Below are 19745 nucleotides of genomic sequence, written 5' to 3' on the forward strand. Positions count from 1 at the left end.
CGTTTTTATCAGAGCCATCTGGCTAATTCAATTCACCCCTTGGCGGGCAGGCATAGACGAGCAACCGCTTCGACGTCCATGGCGCGAGTGGGAACCAGCGACGATCAGGCCTTGGCAGGCAGGCTCAGACGAGCAACGGCTTCGACGTGCATCGAGTGAGGGAACATGTCCACCGGCTGCACCTCGTCCAGCACGAAGCCCTGCTTGACCAGCCAGGCGAGATCGCGGGCCAGGGTCTGCGGGTTGCAGGAGACATAGACCAGCCGGCGCGGCGCCATGGCCACCAGGGTCTGCAATACCGCCTTGTCGCAGCCCTTGCGCGGCGGATCCATCACCACTACGTCGGCGCTCACCCCTTCGGCGTGCAGGGCGGGCATCAGCTGCTCCGCCTTGCCGACGTGGAACTCGGTCTGCTCGATTCCGTTGAGGGCCGCATTGCGGCGGGCGTCGCTGATGGCGCTCTCCACCGACTCAATCCCCACCACCTTGGCGGCCTTGCCGGCCAGGAACAGGGAGATGGTGCCGATACCGCAATAGATGTCGAACACCGTCTCGTTGCCGGTCAGCTCGCAATACTCCAGTGCCTTGGAGTAGAGCACATCGGTCTGGCTCGGGTTGTTCTGGAAGAAGGAGAGCGGCGAGATCTCGAATTCGAGCTCGTGGATCTTGTCGCGGATCACCCCGCTGCCCAGCAGCACCCGGTTGTTGTCACCCAGGATGCGGTTGGTGCGCGCCTCGTTGATATTCTGTACCAGAGTCGTGACCGGCAGATCCTGCAGGGCGGCCAGCAACTCGGCTTCGAACGGCAGCTCTTCGCCCAGAGTCACCAGCACTACCATCAGCTCGCCGCTCTTGAACCCCTTGCGGGTCATCAGGTTGCGCACGCAGCCGGTGTGGGCCACTTCGTCATAAGCCGCGATGTCGTACTCGCGCATCCAGTTGCGCACCCGGGCGTTCAGCTCCACGTGCAGAGAATCTTGCACCGCGCAGTCATCGGCGGTGATGAGATCGTGGGAGTGCTTGCGGTAGAAGCCGATCTCGGCGCCGGCCTCGCAGCCACGCACCGCGTACTGCGCCTTGTTGCGATAGGCGAACGGCGTCTCCATGCCGAGGATGGGATTGACCACAGCCTCACCCAGCCCGACCTGCTCCAGAGCGCTCTGCACCAAGCTCTGTTTGAGCTTGAGCTGGGCCGGATAGGCCAGCGGGCGCACCTGGCAACCGCCGCATTCTGTGTTGGGGCAGAAGTCGGCAACCCGGTCGGCGGAGGGCTGGAGCAGCTCGGCCACCTTGCCGTGCAGGTAGTTGGGCTTGACCTCGGTCAGTTCGACCAACGCCTGCTCACCCGGCAGCAGACCTTCGACAAACAGGGGGCGGTCGAACAGGCGTCCTTTGCCATCTCCTTTGTCGGTCAGTTCCAGGATCTCGATCTGGTGTTGATGTCCCACTAACGGCATGAGCGGCTCCAAAAGTACATATATAAGAGGGTGATGAGCCGGCCCAGCCGACCCATCAAGAAAAGGTGGCAGAGTTTAGCGGAGATCCGTCCAAATTGCAGGCATAAAACAGCAACAAGACAGAGGACATTGCCGCTGCCCGCCTTGTCTGCCGAAAAATGCTATCGCCGGCGGCGATCTCGGGGATGCGCTCTATCGGGGGTGATGGCGTCAGAGGCGAGCCGCCCCACCACAGGCAAGGACATCAGAGTTGGTCCCCGGCAAACGGACATAAAAAAAACCGCCGGCATGGCCGGCGGCAATATGGCTGACTAACAGATGGCGGATTACAGGCTGTAGGCCTTCTCGCCGTGGGTGGTGACATCCAGCCCTTCCCGCTCAGCATCCTCTTTCACCCGCAGGCCGATCAGCATATCCACCAGCTTGTAGGCTACTACCGAGATGATGCCGGACCAGAGGATGGTCACCCCTACCCCGATGGCCTGGATCTTGACCTGATCCAGGATGGAGTAGCCCTCCGCCACTTGGTTGGTGACATAGTCCCACACCCCGGTGCCGCCCAGATCCGGGCTGGCGAACACCCCGGTCAACAGGGCGCCGAGAATGCCGCATACCCCGTGCACACCGAACACGTCCAGACTGTCATCGGCACCCAGCAGCCGCTTGAGACCGTGAACCCCCCACAACCCCGCGACACCGCTGATGAGGCCCATTACCAGACCACCACCGACACCGACGAAACCGGCCGCCGGGGTGATCACCACCAGCCCGGAGACGGCGCCGGAAGCCGCGCCCAGCAGCGAAGGACGGCCCTTCATCACCCACTCGGCCAAGGTCCAGGAGAGGGCCGCCGCAGCCGGCGCCACCCAGGTGTTGATGAAAGCCAGTGCCGCCGTGCCGTTGGCTTCCAGCGCGGAGCCGGCGTTGAAACCGAACCAGCCGAACCAGAGCAGAGAGGCCCCGATCATGGTCATGGTGAGGCTGTGCGGGGTCATGGGGTCACGACCATAGCCCAGGCGCTTGCCCACCAGATAGGCGCCGACCAGACCGGCCACCGCCGCATTGATGTGCACCACTGTGCCACCGGCAAAATCCAACGCCCCGTGCTGGAACAGATAGCCAGCCGTCGCCGTGGCCGCTGCCGCGGCATCAGCCGTGGTATAGGCATCCGGACCCGCCCAGTACCACACCATGTGGGCCAGCGGGATATAGGCGAAGGTGAACCAGATCACCGAGAACAGCAGCACGGCGGCAAACTTGATGCGTTCGGCAAAGGCCCCCACGATCAGGCCGCAGGTGATGGCGGCAAAGGCCCCCTGGAACACCACATAGATGAACTCGCTGATCCCTACCCCCTTGCTGAAGGTGGCGGCGATGGAGTCGGGGGTCACCCCCTTGAGTAGCGCCTTGCTGAAGGAGCCATAGACGCTGTTGCCTTCGGTAAAGGCCAGCGAATAACCGTAGATCACCCACAGCACGCAGATGAGCGAGAACAGGGTGAATACCTGCATCAGCACGCTCAGCATGTTCTTGGTGCGCACCAGGCCGCCATAAAACAGGGCCAGGCCCGGAATGGACATCAGGATCACCAAGGCTGCCGACAGCAGCATCCAGGTATTGTCCCCCTTGTTGATGGTCACCACCGCAGGTGCGGTCACCACCTCTTCGGCCCAGCTGGGGGCGGCCAGCAGGGCAATCAGCGCCAACAGGCCAGTCATCACGAGTCTCTTGAGCATACAGCCATCTCCTTCCCTGTCGTCCCGGCTCCAGACCGGGTCCATTTCCTGATATGAACATCGACACCGATGATTCACGTACATTTCCATTCGGTACACACTGGTTGCCGCTCCCGGTCAGATTCCCTCTATGGAGCGGCATCATGGCGACATAACTGCTTAAAAGCACAAAGCGGGCCAACTTAATAAGTTATTTAAAATCATAATGTTATTCTTATGACAGAGAGGAGGCGCACCAGATTGGCGCATGGGACGCGCTAACATGAGCGAATGCGCACTTCTGCTGTGCAGGCAGAGCAAGCCGCACCGAAATGGAGCAAGGCGGGACATGGCATGACCACAGAAGTGTACCCGGCTTGCCGATATCAGCCGGAGAACAGAAGCGTGACAAGGAAGGGGAAAGGCGGAAAAACAAAAGGCCATCATTGCTGATGGCCTTTTGTCATGAATTTGATGGTCGGGGTCGCAATCACAAAAAAATTCCAAGTAGCTGTTTTTAAAGACTTAATGTTGATATGAAAAACTGAGATACCCCCAAAGATACCCCCACACAAGACGGTCTGTCACCTTCAGAGAGCAGAGAAAAGCCCACCCAGGACCGAACACATGGCCACACAGAGCAGCTGGCCACCAAAACTGAAAAATTGCAATTCAAAATCACCCTGACATTTTCATAACAAATTGATTTAGATGATAAAGTCCGTTTTCTTCTGCCGCTTTCAAGAACTATCAGGGCGCCCGAAATCTCACGGAAAATAGAGGTTTTTATGTAAAATCAGTAATTTGTGATTTACGTCATGTTTTCGACACGCCGCTCTTTTTTCATTTCTCTTCATTTTCTTTCACTCTTTGCAGTTTTGCCTGGACCGCCAGAACCCTGATGGCGCGGGCCCTGGCGACACCATGGTGTAGGGATCCGTTTTTGCAAAAAAAAGTGTCCACACAATGTGCAGGCGGGAGCGGAAGAGCGCGGATTTCGTGATGTAACTCTGTCCGTCGTTCTTCCAGATAGGGACATGCTCTGAACCACGTTCGTTCTGGGGCGCTACTGAACAATTCTATAGGTTAGCGGACTTTCTGCTTCCACTGTTTGCACGTACAGACGAGCGCGAATTTCGGGGTGATAATGTTCATGTGGTGTGATCTGAGGATAATAGCGAGCTCTAATTCAGCTCCAACAGATACATGATGTTGAGATGAATGTTCTTTCTGGTTTTTTATTTAGTCGGTGATATATTGTTTTTCTCTTGCCCATCACTCGCTCACTAAAAGCAGCGACTGATGGGCAATTTAGTTGTGTTTTCTAATTAAATAAATCAACCAGCCTATATTAGTCACTACTCTTTGGAATGAGTAATATTTGTGACATTGTTAAGATGTTAGATTGATTTTTTATTTTTCTTCATCTTATGCACCATTTCCATCTCCATTTTCTTCACCGCTTTTTTCTTTTAAACTGTCAACATACTTTTGCATATCGAACTCTTTATAGCGATCATGAAAACTTGTTTCTTTTCTATCTTTCATCAATGTAGATTTCTTCTTTGATAGTTCATCAATTAAAGATTTTCTGTTTTTCTCTACAGCCTCGATATCTTGCAACTTAAGATGCAAGCTATTTGCGAGACATATGGCTTTATTTAAAGCAAGAAGTGAGCAGAACAAAAAAGCCACAAAAGAAAAGAAAAAAGAATTCGTTATGAAATACTGAAGAACATCATTCTTTTCTGATAAGCTAAATCCAATCGAGCCCAAAAGAAATAGAATAAAGAAGAAAGAATACAACCCTAATGATTGATTAGATATATCAGAGGTAAGGTAAGACTGTTTAACATAGCTTACCTGCTCATGAATCTTTGATGGTGCAGAACCGTCCAGCTTGAAGTCTCTTATTTTCACTCTTATATCATAATAATGCTTAATAACAATACCAATCAAAACTGCACTCAAAAGCCCCATGGTTGATTTTATAAAGCCTGATAAATCAATTGTAAAGTAGCCTTTGAGCGCGTGTAGAATCGACGCCCCCACAATTCCAACCACGCAAGATAATATCAAGTCTATATAAATTCTCTTCATGGATTTATTACCCCTTGTTCCAAGAGATCAATTAACCACTCAATCATTCTCTCAAAGACATGGTCTCGTACTATAATGGAATTGCTATAAATGAAGTAAGCATCTGTTTTAACCTGCATTTGCTCACCAATCAATCTTCCAGCCCCTTTCAATTCAATTGTTAAGGACTCATCTCTATTATCAATCAGCCCTTGAGTTATATGCTTTAAAAATTGCTGGTTATCCTGGTCTGTCGAATACTTATATCCTATAGAGATATCAAGATCTAAAGAACGCCCTTGATTGCTACCCTGTAAATAACGTAGCTCATCAATCCTGTTTTGTCCCAAAAGAACACCTAGAACATCAAAGGCAGCCTCTCGAGAGGAGAAATCATGAGTAATCGACAAAGGCAAGGTTATTTTAACGTTTTTAACCTGCTTGTTTTTTAAAGTATAATTATCTATGGTTTGATTGTTTGCCTGTAGAACGATAAAACTCTCATCTGGAATATTATGTGTTTTTTGGAGCAAAGCATTTATATAATCTTCGATATCTTTCAAACGAATAGACTTGCTCTGCAAAACGATAATATGATTCTTTACCACCCCAATAAAAGCAACACTCTCTAAAAACTCTCGTTTACCATCACCCGTAAAATTAAGAGCCTCATACTCCAACGCATCTTTATCATAATCTTCCTTTGAGATTATAGGTATGCTACGACCAGGTTCAACATAAACAATTTCTGCACATAACATCCCACCAATCGTATCGCAGTATGAAAAGGTAAAATGGCTATTTTTACTAGGAGAAAATTCTTCTTTATCATCATCCTGGGCTTCAGGGTAATAACACCGATCGGTAACCGTCGTCAGATGCCGACTAACAACTGATTCCAGTCGCTCCTGCAAGGTCAGCGTTACTAATTGGTCTTGAGCCGGTAACATTACCGCGTGACGGTAATGTAATGTTTTTCTTCTGGAATCAGCAGTACTCATTAAAGGTTCCCCGCATGAAGCTAACTAATTCCTAATTTTAACCCGAATAAAAGTTCCAGTCATCGTTAGTAAACCTCTTTGTTTACCGCTAAAAATGAATCCTGTTTCACATTTTTCACCATACGTCAAGCTTGTCATGTTAGCCTACTCGTTCTCTGTTCCATCACTTACATCTGCCAACACTTGGTGCCCCAGTACGTACACTCTACTCGGCTTGTTATCCATGCCAGGAAGACGAACAAGCGCTTGAGTCTTGTTTGGCGCAACCTTGATGATCCAACCAGCCACAACTGCCAATTTGGCCGCCTTCTTGAAATCGCAACCAGGGTTTATCTCTTTCCAACCTTCAGGCAATACCAAGAAGACAACACCTTCATCAGCTCCCGCTGTCGGTTTTTTTCGATAGCCCACCATCTGGGATGGACGGTGATTGCTATCATCCCAGTCTGCAAAGCGGCTGTAGTAAAGAACTGGCGGGTCTGGCGCAGGGTTGCAGCATCTTCCTGTTGCCCAGATGGCCACAGTCAGCCAGCAACGCATCAAGACAGGCTCGTGCTGCCTTGGCGGCCTCTTCGGCTTGCCATCCAGTGATGCCCAAGCGGGTGGCCTGCTCATCGGCAGCGGCTACCAGGACAAAGCGGTTGATAGCACGCCCTGCCTGATTGCCGGCTCCCTCTGGGGTCATGTCAGTGATCAATTGGCGGATCTCTCCCTTCATCCATGCGCTGTGCCCGTTTAGGTCATTGGCCAATGCCTCGACATAGGCTCGAAAGGCGGTGCCGTGCTGGCCTTGCAGGCGCTCGCGCAGAGTATCGGCGAACTGGAGACGATACCCCATCACACCTATATATAGGAAAAAATGCCGGGAACAGTGGGAACATGGGAACAATGCCCGCAAACGCCCGCCAGGAGTGGGTTTTGCTGTTCCCTCAGTTCAAAATCATGATGGGAACAAGAGAGCCTGATACTGGGAACAACGCTCATCTGTTCCCATTGTTCCCATTCTGTACCCACTAACATTGGTGAGTATTGGGAACAGCGTTTCTCCTTGATAGACGGGCTTTAGAGATGAGTTCACTGCACTGATTCCCACTGTTCCCATCAATTCCTTCGGTTTTCCGTGCGCATACGCATGAAGGCAAAACAAAGGGCCACACATGGCGGCCCTCTGCTTCTTCCTGGCAGGCTTATTCGTCCTCCGGTCCATCAGCTCCATCGGCCAGTACATGCTCGGTCAACAGATAGACCCAGCTTGGGAGATTCATGCCCGGCAAGCGGGTCTTGCGCTGGAATCGCTTACGGTCCCTCGAGGTCAGCAGGTAACCCGCCTCAACACACAACTGCGCCGCTCGTTTGGGGTCGCGTCCACGGGTCATTTCGGCCCACCCCAATGGCAGCACAATGAAGCGCAGCCCCTCGGCATCCTTCTTGCGAAATCCCACCATGTTGGCCGGCCGATGGTTGGGGTCGAAGAAGTCGGCAAAGCGGCTGAACTGGTTGGCAATCACAAAGCCCCTTACCTGCTCCAGGGTGGCCCGGTCCTCCTGGTTGCCCAGGTGGCCCCGTTCATCCAGCCATGCCTTAAGGCACATCCCGGCCGCCTTGGTGGCCTCCCCCTGTGGCCAGCCGGTGATCCCTAGCTGACTGGCCAGCTCCCCGGCGGCCGCCACCAGGGCGAACCGGTTGATGGCACGCCCCACCTGATTGCCGGCCCCCTCCGGGGTCAGCTCGGTGGCCAGCCGCTTGATCTCGGCTTTGAGGTGCTCCTTGTGGCGGTCGAGCTCCGGGGCCAGCGCCTCGATAAAGGCCCGAAAGGCGGTGCCGTGTTGCTGCTTGCTGGCGTCGTTCAGGGCATCGGCAAAGGCGCGGCCGTTGGCCTGGCCGTGCAGCGTCTCAAAGGCCCCATGGTGGCCGGTGCTGCTCGGGATCTGGATGGTACGCACCTCCATCCCCGCCTGGGTGCGCTTGCCGGCTTCGGCGGCGTGATCTTCCAGGGAGAGCTCCCCGGTGGAGAGGAACAGCAAACGCCACTGCCGACGCTCGCGCAGTTCGCCATCCTGCCGGCTGCGCCCCTTGCCCTGGCCATTGGCCAGCATGTAGGCCACTTGCCCCGCTTCACGCCCGTCCAGCTCCCCCAGCTCATCCAGGCAGAGCAAGGCATCGTTACGGCGGCTGGCGATCCCCTCGATCGCGTTGCCAGTCGCTCGCCAGGTGTGGGCATAGCGCTCCGGCTGGCCGTAGACACTGGCGGCCGCCTTCATCACGGTGGTCTTGCCGTCGGTACTCTCCCCCTTAAGGTGAAAGCCGCCCCCCTCCATCCCCACCAATGGCAGCAGGGGCGCCGCAAAGGCCAACGAGAGGGCAAAGCACAGGCGACTGTTGCCCACCGCCATGGCGGCGATCTGGCGCTGCCAGGTGGCCAGGGTGCCGGCCTGGGCAAAGTCGCTACCGATGTAGCCGCTCGATTGCAGGATCACCTGGTCCGCCTCCGGGCCGATGCAGCCCCCGGGCAGCACATAGGCGCGACCGTGCCAGCCGGTACGCTCGACACAGGTCACCCGCCGCTCGACCTGGCACATCATCAGGTAGGTGGCCAGCTTGCGCCGCTTCTCGAGGTTCACGAACGAGAGGCCGGCATCGAGCAGGGAGGCGATCACCTCCTCCCCGTTGCGGGCGACCAGCAGGCGCAGAGGCATGGCCCACTGGCGCACCCGGCCGGCGCGGTCGCGCCACTCCAGCAGGCGTCCTTGCCCCAGCCCTGACTCATCGGCCGTCTCGGCCAGCACACGCACCAGGGGAGAGAGCAAGGTGAGCTCCTGGCGAGCATCCCCACCCCGGCCGACCCACTCCAGGGCAAAGAGGTGATTGCCCCGGATCTCAAACCCCTCCGGCGCCTCCTGCTCGTCTTGCTCGCCCTGGGTTTCCTGCTGCTCTTCCTGGGAGGCGTCTTGCTCGGGGTGCCGTGTCACCACCTCGGCCCGTTGTGGCGCTTCCTGGCCGCCATCTCCCCGCTTGTGGGTGTCTATCTGTCGCATGATCTCGGCTCCGGTTGCTATCAGTCCATGGGCTTGGTGGTAGTCGTTCCAGTCGCCCGCCTCGGGTGGTAGCACCACGATCCCACCGGCCTGAGTGACCGCCTCCGTGGCCTTGGTGTGCCCCGGGTTGCCCGGGGTGCCGGCGTCATTGTCGGCGCAGACAATGAGGCGGGAGGGTTGCAGGGGGTCTTCCATTCCCCCGACATAACGCGCCACGGCCAGCAGGTTACCGGCGTCCAGGGCGCAATAGACGGTCGCGCCGGTGGCGTGGTGGATGGATAGGCCAGTGGCCACCCCCTCGCAGATCACCACCAGGGCGCCGCCGGCAATCCGGTGAAAGGCGCCGGCCTTCTGGCCCCCGGGCAGGTAGCGCTTGTTTCCCTCCCTGTCGATCAGTTGCACGTTGACCAGCTCCCCCCCGGCTTCGCTATAGAGAGGGACCACCATGGCCCCCGGGGCAAAGGTGAGATCGCCCACCACAAGCACATGTTGCGAGAGGGCCACAGAGACGCCAGAGAGCGCTTTGCCCTCCAGGTAGGCGCTCACCCCTGGCCGAGTGTCGGCGATGATGCTGGCGGCGCGCTGGATAGCCTTCTGGCGCAGCCTCGCCTCCTGTCGACGCTGTGCCTCGGCCTGGGCCTGCTGCCGGGCTTGTAGCTGGGCCAAGTCAGCCTGGGAGAGGCCATCGGCAGCCAGTCCCAGCACGTTGGCCACCATGCTGGCGGCGTCCCAGGTGCTCTTGCTGGCGGCCTGACTGACCAGATCCAGGCCGTCACCACTGCCGCATTGGTTGCAAATCCAGGTGCCCCGGCCGGCCTTGTCATCCAGGCGGAAACGATCTCGTCCCCCGCAGAGCGGGCAGGGGCCATGGCGCTTGCAGCCGGGTACGTTAATGCCCAGGGCATGCAGCACTTCATGCCAACGGCCATTGGCCGCCGCCGCGACATCGGAAACAAAGTGGCTCATGCGTCGGCCCTCCGGTAAGTGAGTTCGGCGGCGTCCAGGGCGTCGGCCACCGGACTGATAAGCTCGGCCAGGACGCATGGTTCGGTGTGTCCCTGGCAGCCCCAGAGCAACTTCTGCAGGGCGGAGATGTAGCGGTTGGATTGCTCGGCCACGGCGTCGAGTTCGCAGCCGGCACAGAGCACCTCCAGCTCATCCAACTGGTGAGAGAGGGGGACCAGCAGCGCAGCCAGATCGGCATAGTCGAAGCGCTCGGTGTTGGCTTCACAGGTCGAGCGCAGCGAGCAGGCCAGCAGTGCGGCCTCACTCATCCGGCTTTGGGGGGCGGTCAGTTGGCTAAAGCGTCTCATGCGGTCACCCCCTTGCCTGCCAAGCGGCAGGAGAGGAACACCAGGGGCAGGCCGTGCAGCCCATAGCGGGCTTCGGCTTCGCTGTAAGCGATGGTGGAGAGGGTTTGCAGATGAGGCAGGTCGGCCACGCGACAACCGCGCACGGCCAGCAAGAAGGTGTAGGTTTTGGGTAAAACAGGGGTGGGGATCGTAGCCATGATGGCAGCCTCCAAGGTCAGCAAATTGTCGCTGCCACAGAGAGACGCCAATCTTCTGGTGGCAGCCCGGACGAGGTTGGCGTAACTGGAGACCTTGGAATCCAGCGCTCCTTGCGGAGCCCTCGCCCGAACCGCCATAACACCGCAGGGGCTGCCGACCAGGTAGGCCAACAGCGCCCCAAGAAAAGGGGGATCGAACGCCGACAAAAAACCACGCAGGAGCGTGGGTCGGCTCCAAGATTCTTTCCGAGACGCCAATCTCGGCAGCGGATTTTGCCGCTGCACGGGAAAGGCTATCCGAATTGATCCGACCGCGCAAGGATTGCCGGTGATCTTGGGCTCTGATAAGGTCCATGTGATTACCTTGCCGTGTGGGGGTGAGGGAGGAAAAAGGGGAGCCTGGCCGGGCTCCCCTCTTTTTTATTTGGCCAGCGGGAGCCCTTGTTGCAGGCGCATCCGCCTACAGGGGGTAGAGCCCAAGGCCAGCACATCCGGGAAGGCCGACTGATGGCGCTTGGCGATAATCTGCCGCGCTTGCGGGATATCCCCCTCAAACACGCCCGAGGCGTTCGCCAGGCTCTGCTCCAGGGCGCTGGTGATGATCTCCGTCGCCCACTGCTTGGGGACCAGCGCACCATAGAGCGCGCCCTTGGCCTTCACCAGGTTGGCCAGCGGCAGCAAGGCCTCTACCAGCCCCTTCTCCACGGCGGACCGGGGTTTGCCTTCAATCAAGACCCAGTAACGGTCGGAGATCTGCTTGGCCAGTCGGTCCAGGTGTGTCTGGGCATCGCACAAGGCCAGGTAGTGCTGCCGCTCTTGGGCTTCGCTCTCTTCGATCGCTTGCTTGGCATCGCTGATGAACTGGGTCAGACGTTGCACCTCGTTTCCGCTTTTCGTGCCGCTTTTGCCTTGCAGCAGATCGTTGAGACGCATTTGTTGCTGCCCCGGCAGTTGATCTTCAGCTTCGCTTAACAGCTGTTGCAGCCGCTCGCGGTTATGGCGGTGAGTGCGGACCTGCTCGTCCAGGGTGTCGAGCGCTTGCTTAGCGTTGTCATAGGTGGCGATCAAGGCGTCCATGGTCATGGCTTACTCCTTGGCAGTGGTGGGGAGGTGGATGGCATCAAAGGCGGTGTAGGCATCAGCGGCGCCCAGTGCATAGGCTTGCGGCCGGCAGAAGCGGATCCCCCAGGTGTTGTTGTCATTGAGATCGCCGGTGGCCAAGCGCTCGCAGCGCTCCAGCCCGATCACCTGCAAGTTGCTCAGGAAGGTAACCGCCAGGAAGTCGCCCGGCATGTGCTGATGGGTATTGACCGGTAGATCGGCAATCTTGAGCTGCTGCTCCTTGCTGCGCACCAGACCCGGGGCGAGGTGGGCTTGCTTGTGCTGCTGTAACAGCTCGCTGCCAACCAGCACTTGCAGACGGGGATCCGTGCGCCAGGGGGCCGGCATGGCTTCCAGCAGGCGGTACACCATGGCGTCGAGGCTGGCATACTGGGCGCCGCCTTTCGGGTCGAAGGTGACCGGGGTCCGCAGGATGCGTTTCCCATCGGGATCCTGTGCCTTGGCCAGGGCATGCCAGCCCGGGGCCACATCCTCACCGTTCGGGTAAGTGGCCGGGTCGGTATTTGGGGCAGCAAAGTGGCCATAGAAACCGATGCGCAAGACATCATCGGCAAACATGGCCAGGGCGAGTGACTCGAGCAGGGCATGGGCGGCGGCTTGGTCCAGACCGCCCAACAGGGTGGCGAGCTCCTGCCAGCTAAACATCGCGCTGCTGTCGTGGTCGTGGAAGTCATGGGTCTGTTTGCTGGGGTCGGCCCGCACGATAAAGCGTGCCCCCGTTTTACGGCCGGTGCGCAGTGCCGGTTTGAGTGGATCATGGGTCGCAGCGTCGGGGCTGGTCAGGGTGCGAAAGGTCATCCGCGCCAGCAGGGGGGAGGCTTGCCAGATACAGCTCATCATGGCGCTCCCTTCCAGGAAGATGGTATCGGTCGACAAGTGCGCACCGGCGGCGGCGCTGAAGGTGAAGCTATCCAGGATGGCTTGCAGGTTCATGGGAGACTCCTTGGGGGCAGAGAGGGAGCGAACAACGCGCGTCGAGCGGGCGCTGAAGGTGGGGATGCGGCCATCCAGCTCGAGGGCGTCATTCGCCTGATGCGGCACCATATGAAACTTGATGGTAGAGAGCCCGGTCATGGCTGGCTCATCGGTAGCATGCAGGCCAAACAGATAGGGGTGGCCGGTGTCTGCGAAGTTGTCGATGGTTTCGATAGCGCAGAAGCGATATCGCCCGGCCTGATTGGCATCAATGAGCGCCAGGGTGGGCTCTAACTTGGCAAAGAGGCGCACCTGGTCACCCTCTTGGCGAGCCATAAGGGCAACCACGTTTCCCATGGGGGGCATAGCCCGATCACCATTGGGCCAGATCAGAGCGGTGTAAACGTCGGGGTTATAGCGTTCGGCAATGGTCTTTAATTGCGTGGGTGATATATATCGGCCGTCAATAGTGGCCCCCGATGTGGCAATGCAGAGCCACCCGGTCATTAATTGGCTGGACATAGTTACCTTCTTTGATAAGTGGGTTTTTCAGCCTGGCGTTGGTTCTCTTGCCGCAGGCTCACCAGGTGCTGATTTAATTCTTTTGCCAGGTTCTCTTTTTGCTCCAAAGAGAGCCCAAAGATGGACGACATCGCAATATCACCCATCGTCTTTCTGGATGGGGTTAATGTATGGCTAAAGCTCAGGCTTGAAACCCAGGTGTGACTGCAAGCTGGCTCGGTACATTGGCAATATAAATCAGCAACGTTGTGGGACAGGCGATTCGTCTTGGTGATACGACCGAACGCACCGCATACAGAGCAAATAACTCGCATGGGCACACCCTTATTTATTGGATCGTACTGGCCGAACTATCCTTGGCATTAATCCAGTTACGAATGTCCTCAGCCTTCCAGGCCGTGACCCTTTCGGACAGCTTCACCGGTTGCGGCAGTTTTCCATTTGCACTCCAGCGCCATACAGTAACCACTGCAACACCTAGCACTCGGGCCAAGGTACCAACCCTGACAAACCCCTCTTGAGGTAACTCGGATGATGCATGTAATGACATGGTTTGATAGCTCCCTTCGCTTCTATGTTGTGTCGGGAGATATCAAACCATGAAGATAATTTTGGATGGGGGAGTTATGGAAAACTCCATGGAGTTATTGAAAATTCCGTTATCTGACACCTGCTCTCTTCAACCAATCTGCAATGGTCTTATCATCGATGTCCGGATCACCAACACTAGGAATTCTATTCGAGATTTTCATTCGCAATTCACTAATGCTCCCTTTAAAGTCTTCATCACCAAAACCATATGACTTAAGCATGTCCACAATGAATCTGCATTGTTTGCTCGTGACCCTACCACTTTCCAGTTTTGCATCTCTTGAATATATCAAGTCCTTCTTAGAGGGTGATTCTTTAACCCCTATAGGTAGACCACTGTTTATGCAAGCCTTTATCTCTCGAAGATCTTTTGTATACACTCTAAAAAGAGTGTGAACATCCTTTATTTCTGCGCTGTATATTTGAATGATTTTTCCATGAGTGTTAATAACAATGGAAACACGCAGAGTCTCCTCTAAGTTATTGAAACCATGCTGGAACCCCTTTCTTAAAAACGAGTAAGGTATCAATACCTCATGAAAACCAGATAGCCAAACTCTAAAACTAACAAAATCGTAATCCCTAACCTTTCTAATAAGCTTGGCTCGTTCCTTTTCTGTTGAGTTCAAGTTGATTTCTACATTATCAAACCTCTCTAACCTAGCCCATAAATGACAACCTGGCTCATAAGATTCATCATCTTCATCCTCGGCGCAATCATCGAGACAAAAAACAACATCACGGCCATATTTAAATAAGCTTCCATTTTCAAAGGTGACACGCTCAGAGTCAACCGTCCCAAATTCACCTTGATAACAGACAGATCCGTTTACAGGCTCATCTATGAGTATATCGTTACAAATAAAGCCTTCCCCGCCATAAGGCCACTCACCATCTTCATCCAATTTCAGATATATTTTTATAGCGCCAATTTCATAGAAATGAAAAATATCCTCAACCTCACATCCTAACAGTCTTGCAGCTCGTGATGGCGTGCAGTATTCGAGCGGAATCATAGCTTCATTTAACATAGTGAAACCTCTATTTACTCAATCAGGATTGGACTGATGTTAAATTCCGACCTGATGGGAATCATAGAAATCAGATAGCCACTGTAAAAGTCTTCGGCGATCATCAAGATATTCTGCTCGGTGGTATGCCGCTCTCACCTTGTTGCGTTCGGCATGAGCCAGCTGACGCTCAATGACATCAGGATCAAACCCTTCTTCATTCAGGACAGTTGAGGCCAGGGCCCGGAAACCGTGCGGTGTCGCTATGCCCGTATAACCCATGCGTCCCATGGCATAACAAAGGGTGTTTTCACTTATCGGTTTTGCAGGGCTACGTTCGCCAGGGAACAGTAATTCTCGGTGACCAGTCAGCAGGCGTAACTCATCCAGAACGGCCACAGCCTGCTGTGATAAAGGGACGATATGCGCCGCTCGCATCTTCATCCTTTCGGCAGGGATCCGCCATTCGAGCCGATCCATATCGAGCTCATCCCAACGTGCGAACCGCACTTCACCGGGCCGTGTCATGGTCAGCATCAAAAACCGGATCGCCAGTCGCGTGATGGGATTGAGAGGCTCGGCCTCAAGACGTCGGAAAAACTCGGGTAACTCAGAGCGAGGTAGTGCCGGGCGGTGCTCAACCTTGGCGGCTTTCAAGGCACCTCGGAGATCCTGGACTGGATTGTAACCGGCTCGCCCCGTCTGGATGGCGTATCGCATCACCGCCCCCACACGCTGTAGCACACGGCCAGCCGTCTCCGTTGCTCCGCGCGCCTCAACTTTTCGTAGGGCGTCGAGAACTATAGGGGCAGTGAGCGTGGCGACAGGGACAGAGCCAAAAGAGGGGAAGGCATCAGCCTCGAGAGATTCAATAACTCGAGCGGCGTGTCCTGGGCTCCAACGTTCTAGCTGTGCGGTGTGCCATTCACGGGCGATGACTTCAAAACTGTTTTCATTCGCCAACTGACTGGCGATCTTACTTTGCTTTCGAACTAATCCGGGATCCGTACCATCGGCGAGCAGACGGCGTGCATCATCACGCTTTGCGCGCGCCTCCTTCAGGGATACTTCGGGATAAACGCCGAGGGCCAGCGTCTTCTCCTTTCTCCCATAACGGTACTTGAGCCGCCAATACTTGCCCGCTCGGGTAACTAGAAGAAAGAGCCCTTTCTCATCGGACAGCTTTTGCTGCTTGCCCTCAAACTTGGCCTGCCTGGCGGCGATGTCGGATAACGGCATTGGCACCTCTACCTGTCTGTGCGGGATCACGAACACAGTCTGGGGAAAGAGCTCCGCCACTCGACAAATCGGTAACAAGGCCATCTGAACGGCCTGGTGGGGGTATTTTTTTGTACCCCCAGATTTGATACCCCCAAACATACCCCCACTCCCGGGGGTATGTTGTGAGGCTACATGATATGGGATGCAATAACAAAAAACCCGCAAAGCCAGTGGCAGTGCGGGTTTTTGATGTTCCACGACATGTCATGAAACGCTAATTTGGTGCCCGGGGTCGGACTCGAACCGACACGTTTTGCAACGGCGGATTTTGAATCCGCTGCGTCTACCGATTTCGCCACCCGGGCAACTGCGAGGGATTATACGAATGGCGCTTGGGCATGCAAGGTGTTTTTCTTGTGCTCACAGTCGTTTGCTCATTTATTCAACGCCTTGCCGAGGCAAGGTCAGTTACATAGAATGCCCGCATCATATTAATGGAATAAGAACGATGGCCAAGCGTAAACCCGTCCAACCGACCACTCCCCCTCCTCCCACCCAGCGTCACCCCTCCGCCGGTCTGCTACGCCGGCTCGGCGCCCTGATCTATGACTATCTGGTGGTCATCTCATTGTTGATCATCGCCGGCTTTATCGGGATGGGGGTGGCCCATCTGATGCTGGCAACCGGCATGGCAAGCGTCCCCGAGGGCAAAGACGCCTCCTGGCTGCTGACCAGCCCCGTCTACAGTGCCTGGCTCGCTCTCGTCATCTGCGGTTTCTACACCTGGTTCTGGACCCGCGCCGGCCAGACCATCGGCATGCGGGCCTGGCGTCTGCGCATCCAGAATGCCGACGGCAGCAACATCCGCATCACCCAGGCGCTGATCCGGCTGGCAACGGCGGCCTTTGGCCTCGGCAACCTGCTCTGCCTGTTCAACCGCAAGTCACCCCGCGCATTTCAGGACATCTGGTCCGAGTGCGAAGTGATCGTGCTGGGCAAACAGGAAAACCTGGAACAGCTCAATCGCTGATCCCAAAAGGCGGTAACGAAAAAGGGCACCCCAGGGTGCCCTTTTTACTGGCCGACGCGCTTATTGCTTGCGGCTCAGGATATAGAAGGAGATGCCGCCAAACAGCAGGCTGGGCGCGATGGCCGCCAGGATCGGTGGCACCGCGTACACCAGGCTGATGGGGCCGAACACCCGATCGCTGACGTAGACGGCAAAGCCGGTCATGATCCCCATCAGCATCCGCGCGCCCATGCTGACCGAGCGCAGCGGGCCGAAGATGAAGGAGGAGGCCAGCAGGATCATGGCCACCACCGAGAACGGTGACAACAGCTTGCGCCACATCTCCAGCTTGTAGCGCCCGGCATCCTGCTTGTTGGCATCCAGATAGCCGATGTAATCCAGCAGTCCCGCCACCGGCAGGTTTTCGGGATCGACGCTCACCACCCCAAGCTGTTTGGGGGTAAGCTCGGAGCTCCACTCCATCTGGGGCTGGGTCTCGCTCAGGATCTGTTTGGGATCGTCAAAACGGGTCACCTGCACCTGCTTGAGCAGCCAGTGATGCTGCTCGAACACCCCTTCCCGGGCCTGCAGGATATCGATCAGCTTGCGCTCCGGGGTGAAACGGTAAAGGGTGATGCCGGTCAGCGCGCCATCGTTGCGCACCCCGTTGATGTTGACGAAGTTGTTGCCATCGCGCGCCCACACCCCGTAAGCCGACACGGTCAGCCGCCCTTCCGACAGGGCCCCCGCCTTGATGTCATCCGCCATCCGCTTGGCGATGGGCGCCACGTACTCCCCCATCAGCCCCACCAGGATCATCAGCGGGATGGCGGTCTTGAGCGCTGCCATCACGATACTGATCTTGGAGCGGCCCGCCGCCTGCATCACCACCAGCTCCGAGCTGGTCGCCAGCTGGCCCAGACCGATGAGGCCGCCCAGCAGGGCCGCCAGCGGGAAGAAGAGCACCGCCTCTTTCGGCATGGAGAGCAGCACATAGTAGAGGGCGCTGAGCATGTCGTAGTTGCCTTCCCCCACCGACTTCAGCTGCTCCACGTACTTGATGAGCGCGGCCAGCCCGACCAGGGTCAGTTCGCACAGCAGGACCGACATGAAAATAACCCGGCCGATATATTTATCGAGAATGCCAAACATCAGCAGAAACTCCCCGGTTGCAGCATCATGCTGATTTTTCCCTCAAATACAGACGCATGGAGCGGGGGCGACAGCAAAATGACCCGGTCGCCATGTCTATCGAGAATGCCAAACATCAGTAGAGACTCCCAGATGGCAACATCATGCCGATTTTCTCTTGAAATAGAGGGTCTTGACCCCGTTCCACCAGCTGGTGCCCTGCAGGTTGAGCGGCAATCCGATCAGCAGCAGATAGACCAGCGGCACCAGGAACATGCCGGGCCAGTGCGGCAGCCGGCCGCTGTCGATGGCTGAACGGGCGGCACTGAGCAGCAGGAAGTAGGAGAGGTAGAGCAGGATGGCCGGTAACAGCTTGGCATAGCGGCCCTGACGGGGGTTGACCCGCGCCAGTGGCACCACCAGGAAGGTCAGCACCAGGATGGAGAGCGGCAGTGACAGACGCCACTGCAGCTCGGCCATCAGCTGGTTGTCCTGGGTGCCCAGCAGCTCCATGGTCGGCTTGGCCGCCGCCTTGCGGTTAGAGCGCTCCATCTCCTGCTGGCGGATCACCAGGCTGTACTCGTCGAATTCGGAGATCTGGAACTGGCGGGTATTGAAGTGCCCCTCGTAGCGAGAGCCGTCGATCAGGGTCAGCCACTGTAGGCCGTTGCTGTCGACCGTGACCACCCCTTCGGTCGCCACCACCACCGACGGCGGCTTGCCATCCTGGGAGCGCTGCAACACGAAGATTTTCTGCAGTTTGGAGCCCTTGTCGTTCAGGTCCTGGATGTAGGCCACCAGACGCCCCTTGTCGAGCTCCATGAAACGGCCGGCCTGCAGGAAGGAGATCCCCGGATCGGCCTTGAACTCGTCGATCACCTGATACTCGCGCTCTTTGGCCTGCGGGGCCACCCAGCCGGTATTGAAGGCAGCGACGGCCGCCGTCAGCAAGGCCAGTACCATGGCGCTGCGCATCACGAAACGGTGGCTGAAGCCCACCGCATGCATCACCGTCATCTCGCTTTCGGCGTAGAGGCGCCCGTGAGCGAACAAGATGGCCAAAAACAGGCTGATGGGCAGCATCAGCAGGGCCATATTCGGCAGGTTGAGCAGCAGCAGGGTGGAGACCAGGCGCGTCGGCACCTCACCATCGGCGGCATCGCCAATGATCTGGATGAATTGCTGGCTGACGAAGATGAGCAGCAGCACGAATAATACCGCCAGCTGGGTTTTCAGGGTTTCCCTGAACAAATATCGGAAAACGATCACAGTCATTCCCAAGTAAACTTGTGTTTTTAGTCGAATGCCTGAAAAATAGGGCCGTATATTGGATTTTTACCAGTTTGAACTGCGGGGCCAGTGCCTGTTCGCTCCGCCTCTGATACCCCAACAAGCACCGCATTATTCAATAAAAGGTGCCTTTTGTC

Annotated in this window: 18 protein-coding genes, 1 tRNA gene and 1 pseudogene; 1 reads left to right on the forward strand and 19 read right to left on the reverse strand. The window is 56.4% G+C overall.

What is annotated here, in order from left to right:
• Positions 1–104: 104 nt before the first annotated feature.
• From rlmD to AB5Y94_RS16385, 17 genes and pseudogenes are all read right to left on the reverse strand, one after another.
• Entirely contained in the window at positions 105–1457 is a 1353-nt protein-coding gene (gene rlmD / locus AB5Y94_RS16305; RefSeq protein WP_095591440.1) for a 23S rRNA (uracil(1939)-C(5))-methyltransferase RlmD, read from the reverse strand.
• A 326-nt stretch (positions 1458–1783) separates the two neighbouring features.
• Entirely contained in the window at positions 1784–3193 is a 1410-nt protein-coding gene (gene amt / locus AB5Y94_RS16310) for an ammonium transporter (protein WP_017782602.1), read from the reverse strand.
• A gap of 1407 nt (positions 3194–4600) precedes the next feature.
• Positions 4601–5272 (reverse strand): hypothetical protein, encoded by a 672-nt coding sequence (locus tag AB5Y94_RS16315; protein ID WP_368206169.1) that lies wholly within the window; start codon positions 5270–5272, stop codon positions 4601–4603.
• A complete protein-coding gene (locus AB5Y94_RS16320) occupies positions 5269–6252 on the reverse strand; it encodes a hypothetical protein (RefSeq protein WP_368206170.1) in 984 nt (327 codons plus the stop codon). The genes AB5Y94_RS16315 and AB5Y94_RS16320 overlap by 4 nt, the downstream gene beginning before the upstream one ends.
• Before the next feature lie 144 nt (positions 6253–6396).
• The gene (locus tag AB5Y94_RS16325; RefSeq protein WP_368206171.1) at positions 6397–6666 is read right to left on the reverse strand and encodes a hypothetical protein; all 270 of its coding nucleotides are present in this window, start codon (positions 6664–6666) and stop codon (positions 6397–6399) included.
• 22 nt (positions 6667–6688) lie between these two features.
• On the reverse strand, positions 6689–7090 hold the full coding sequence (locus tag AB5Y94_RS16330; RefSeq protein ID WP_368206172.1) for a hypothetical protein: 402 nt from the start codon (positions 7088–7090) through the stop codon (positions 6689–6691).
• A 349-nt stretch (positions 7091–7439) separates the two neighbouring features.
• Entirely contained in the window at positions 7440–10253 is a 2814-nt protein-coding gene (locus AB5Y94_RS16335; protein WP_368206173.1) for a DUF927 domain-containing protein, read from the reverse strand.
• The gene (locus tag AB5Y94_RS16340) at positions 10250–10600 is read right to left on the reverse strand and encodes a hypothetical protein (protein ID WP_224163802.1); all 351 of its coding nucleotides are present in this window, start codon (positions 10598–10600) and stop codon (positions 10250–10252) included. Before AB5Y94_RS16340 ends, AB5Y94_RS16335 begins: the two co-directional genes overlap by 4 nt.
• Positions 10597–10797 carry a hypothetical protein gene (locus AB5Y94_RS16345; protein WP_368206184.1) on the reverse strand — a complete coding sequence of 67 codons (201 nt, stop codon included), beginning with the start codon at positions 10795–10797 and terminating at the stop codon, positions 10597–10599. Before AB5Y94_RS16345 ends, AB5Y94_RS16340 begins: the two co-directional genes overlap by 4 nt.
• Positions 10798–10836: 39 nt before the next feature.
• Positions 10837–10935: pseudogene (locus AB5Y94_RS16350) on the reverse strand (hypothetical protein); the annotation flags it as partial.
• A gap of 282 nt (positions 10936–11217) precedes the next feature.
• Positions 11218–11880 (reverse strand): hypothetical protein, encoded by a 663-nt coding sequence (locus tag AB5Y94_RS16355; RefSeq protein WP_368206174.1) that lies wholly within the window; start codon positions 11878–11880, stop codon positions 11218–11220.
• A gap of 3 nt (positions 11881–11883) precedes the next feature.
• On the reverse strand, positions 11884–13356 hold the full coding sequence (locus AB5Y94_RS16360; protein WP_368206175.1) for a GPO family capsid scaffolding protein: 1473 nt from the start codon (positions 13354–13356) through the stop codon (positions 11884–11886).
• Between the two features lie 2 nt (positions 13357–13358).
• Positions 13359–13670 carry an ogr/Delta-like zinc finger family protein gene (locus AB5Y94_RS16365; protein ID WP_368206176.1) on the reverse strand — a complete coding sequence of 104 codons (312 nt, stop codon included), beginning with the start codon at positions 13668–13670 and terminating at the stop codon, positions 13359–13361.
• A gap of 14 nt (positions 13671–13684) precedes the next feature.
• Positions 13685–13906 carry a helix-turn-helix transcriptional regulator gene (locus AB5Y94_RS16370; protein WP_368206177.1) on the reverse strand — a complete coding sequence of 74 codons (222 nt, stop codon included), beginning with the start codon at positions 13904–13906 and terminating at the stop codon, positions 13685–13687.
• A gap of 109 nt (positions 13907–14015) precedes the next feature.
• On the reverse strand, positions 14016–14978 hold the full coding sequence (locus tag AB5Y94_RS16375; RefSeq protein WP_368206178.1) for a hypothetical protein: 963 nt from the start codon (positions 14976–14978) through the stop codon (positions 14016–14018).
• Between the two features lie 39 nt (positions 14979–15017).
• Positions 15018–16196, reverse strand: a complete 1179-nt coding sequence (locus tag AB5Y94_RS16380) for a tyrosine-type recombinase/integrase (protein WP_368206180.1) — start codon at positions 16194–16196, stop codon at positions 15018–15020.
• 262 nt (positions 16197–16458) lie between these two features.
• Positions 16459–16543 (reverse strand) — tRNA-Leu (locus AB5Y94_RS16385).
• Between the two features lie 143 nt (positions 16544–16686).
• Between AB5Y94_RS16385 and AB5Y94_RS16390 the strand changes: the two genes are divergently transcribed.
• Complete coding sequence (locus tag AB5Y94_RS16390; RefSeq protein ID WP_162512970.1) at positions 16687–17208, forward strand: RDD family protein; 522 nt, start codon at positions 16687–16689, stop codon at positions 17206–17208.
• Between the two features lie 60 nt (positions 17209–17268).
• On the opposite strand, the gene lptG is transcribed toward AB5Y94_RS16390, so the two are convergent.
• Positions 17269–18339 carry an LPS export ABC transporter permease LptG gene (gene lptG / locus AB5Y94_RS16395; protein WP_368206181.1) on the reverse strand — a complete coding sequence of 357 codons (1071 nt, stop codon included), beginning with the start codon at positions 18337–18339 and terminating at the stop codon, positions 17269–17271.
• A 141-nt stretch (positions 18340–18480) separates the two neighbouring features.
• Positions 18481–19593 carry an LPS export ABC transporter permease LptF gene (gene lptF / locus AB5Y94_RS16400; protein ID WP_042064704.1) on the reverse strand — a complete coding sequence of 371 codons (1113 nt, stop codon included), beginning with the start codon at positions 19591–19593 and terminating at the stop codon, positions 18481–18483.
• Positions 19594–19745: the final 152 nt, after the last annotated feature.

This window comes from Aeromonas sp. s5, from assembly GCF_040907865.1.
GTDB classification, from domain to species: Bacteria; Pseudomonadota; Gammaproteobacteria; order Enterobacterales; family Aeromonadaceae; genus Aeromonas; species Aeromonas dhakensis.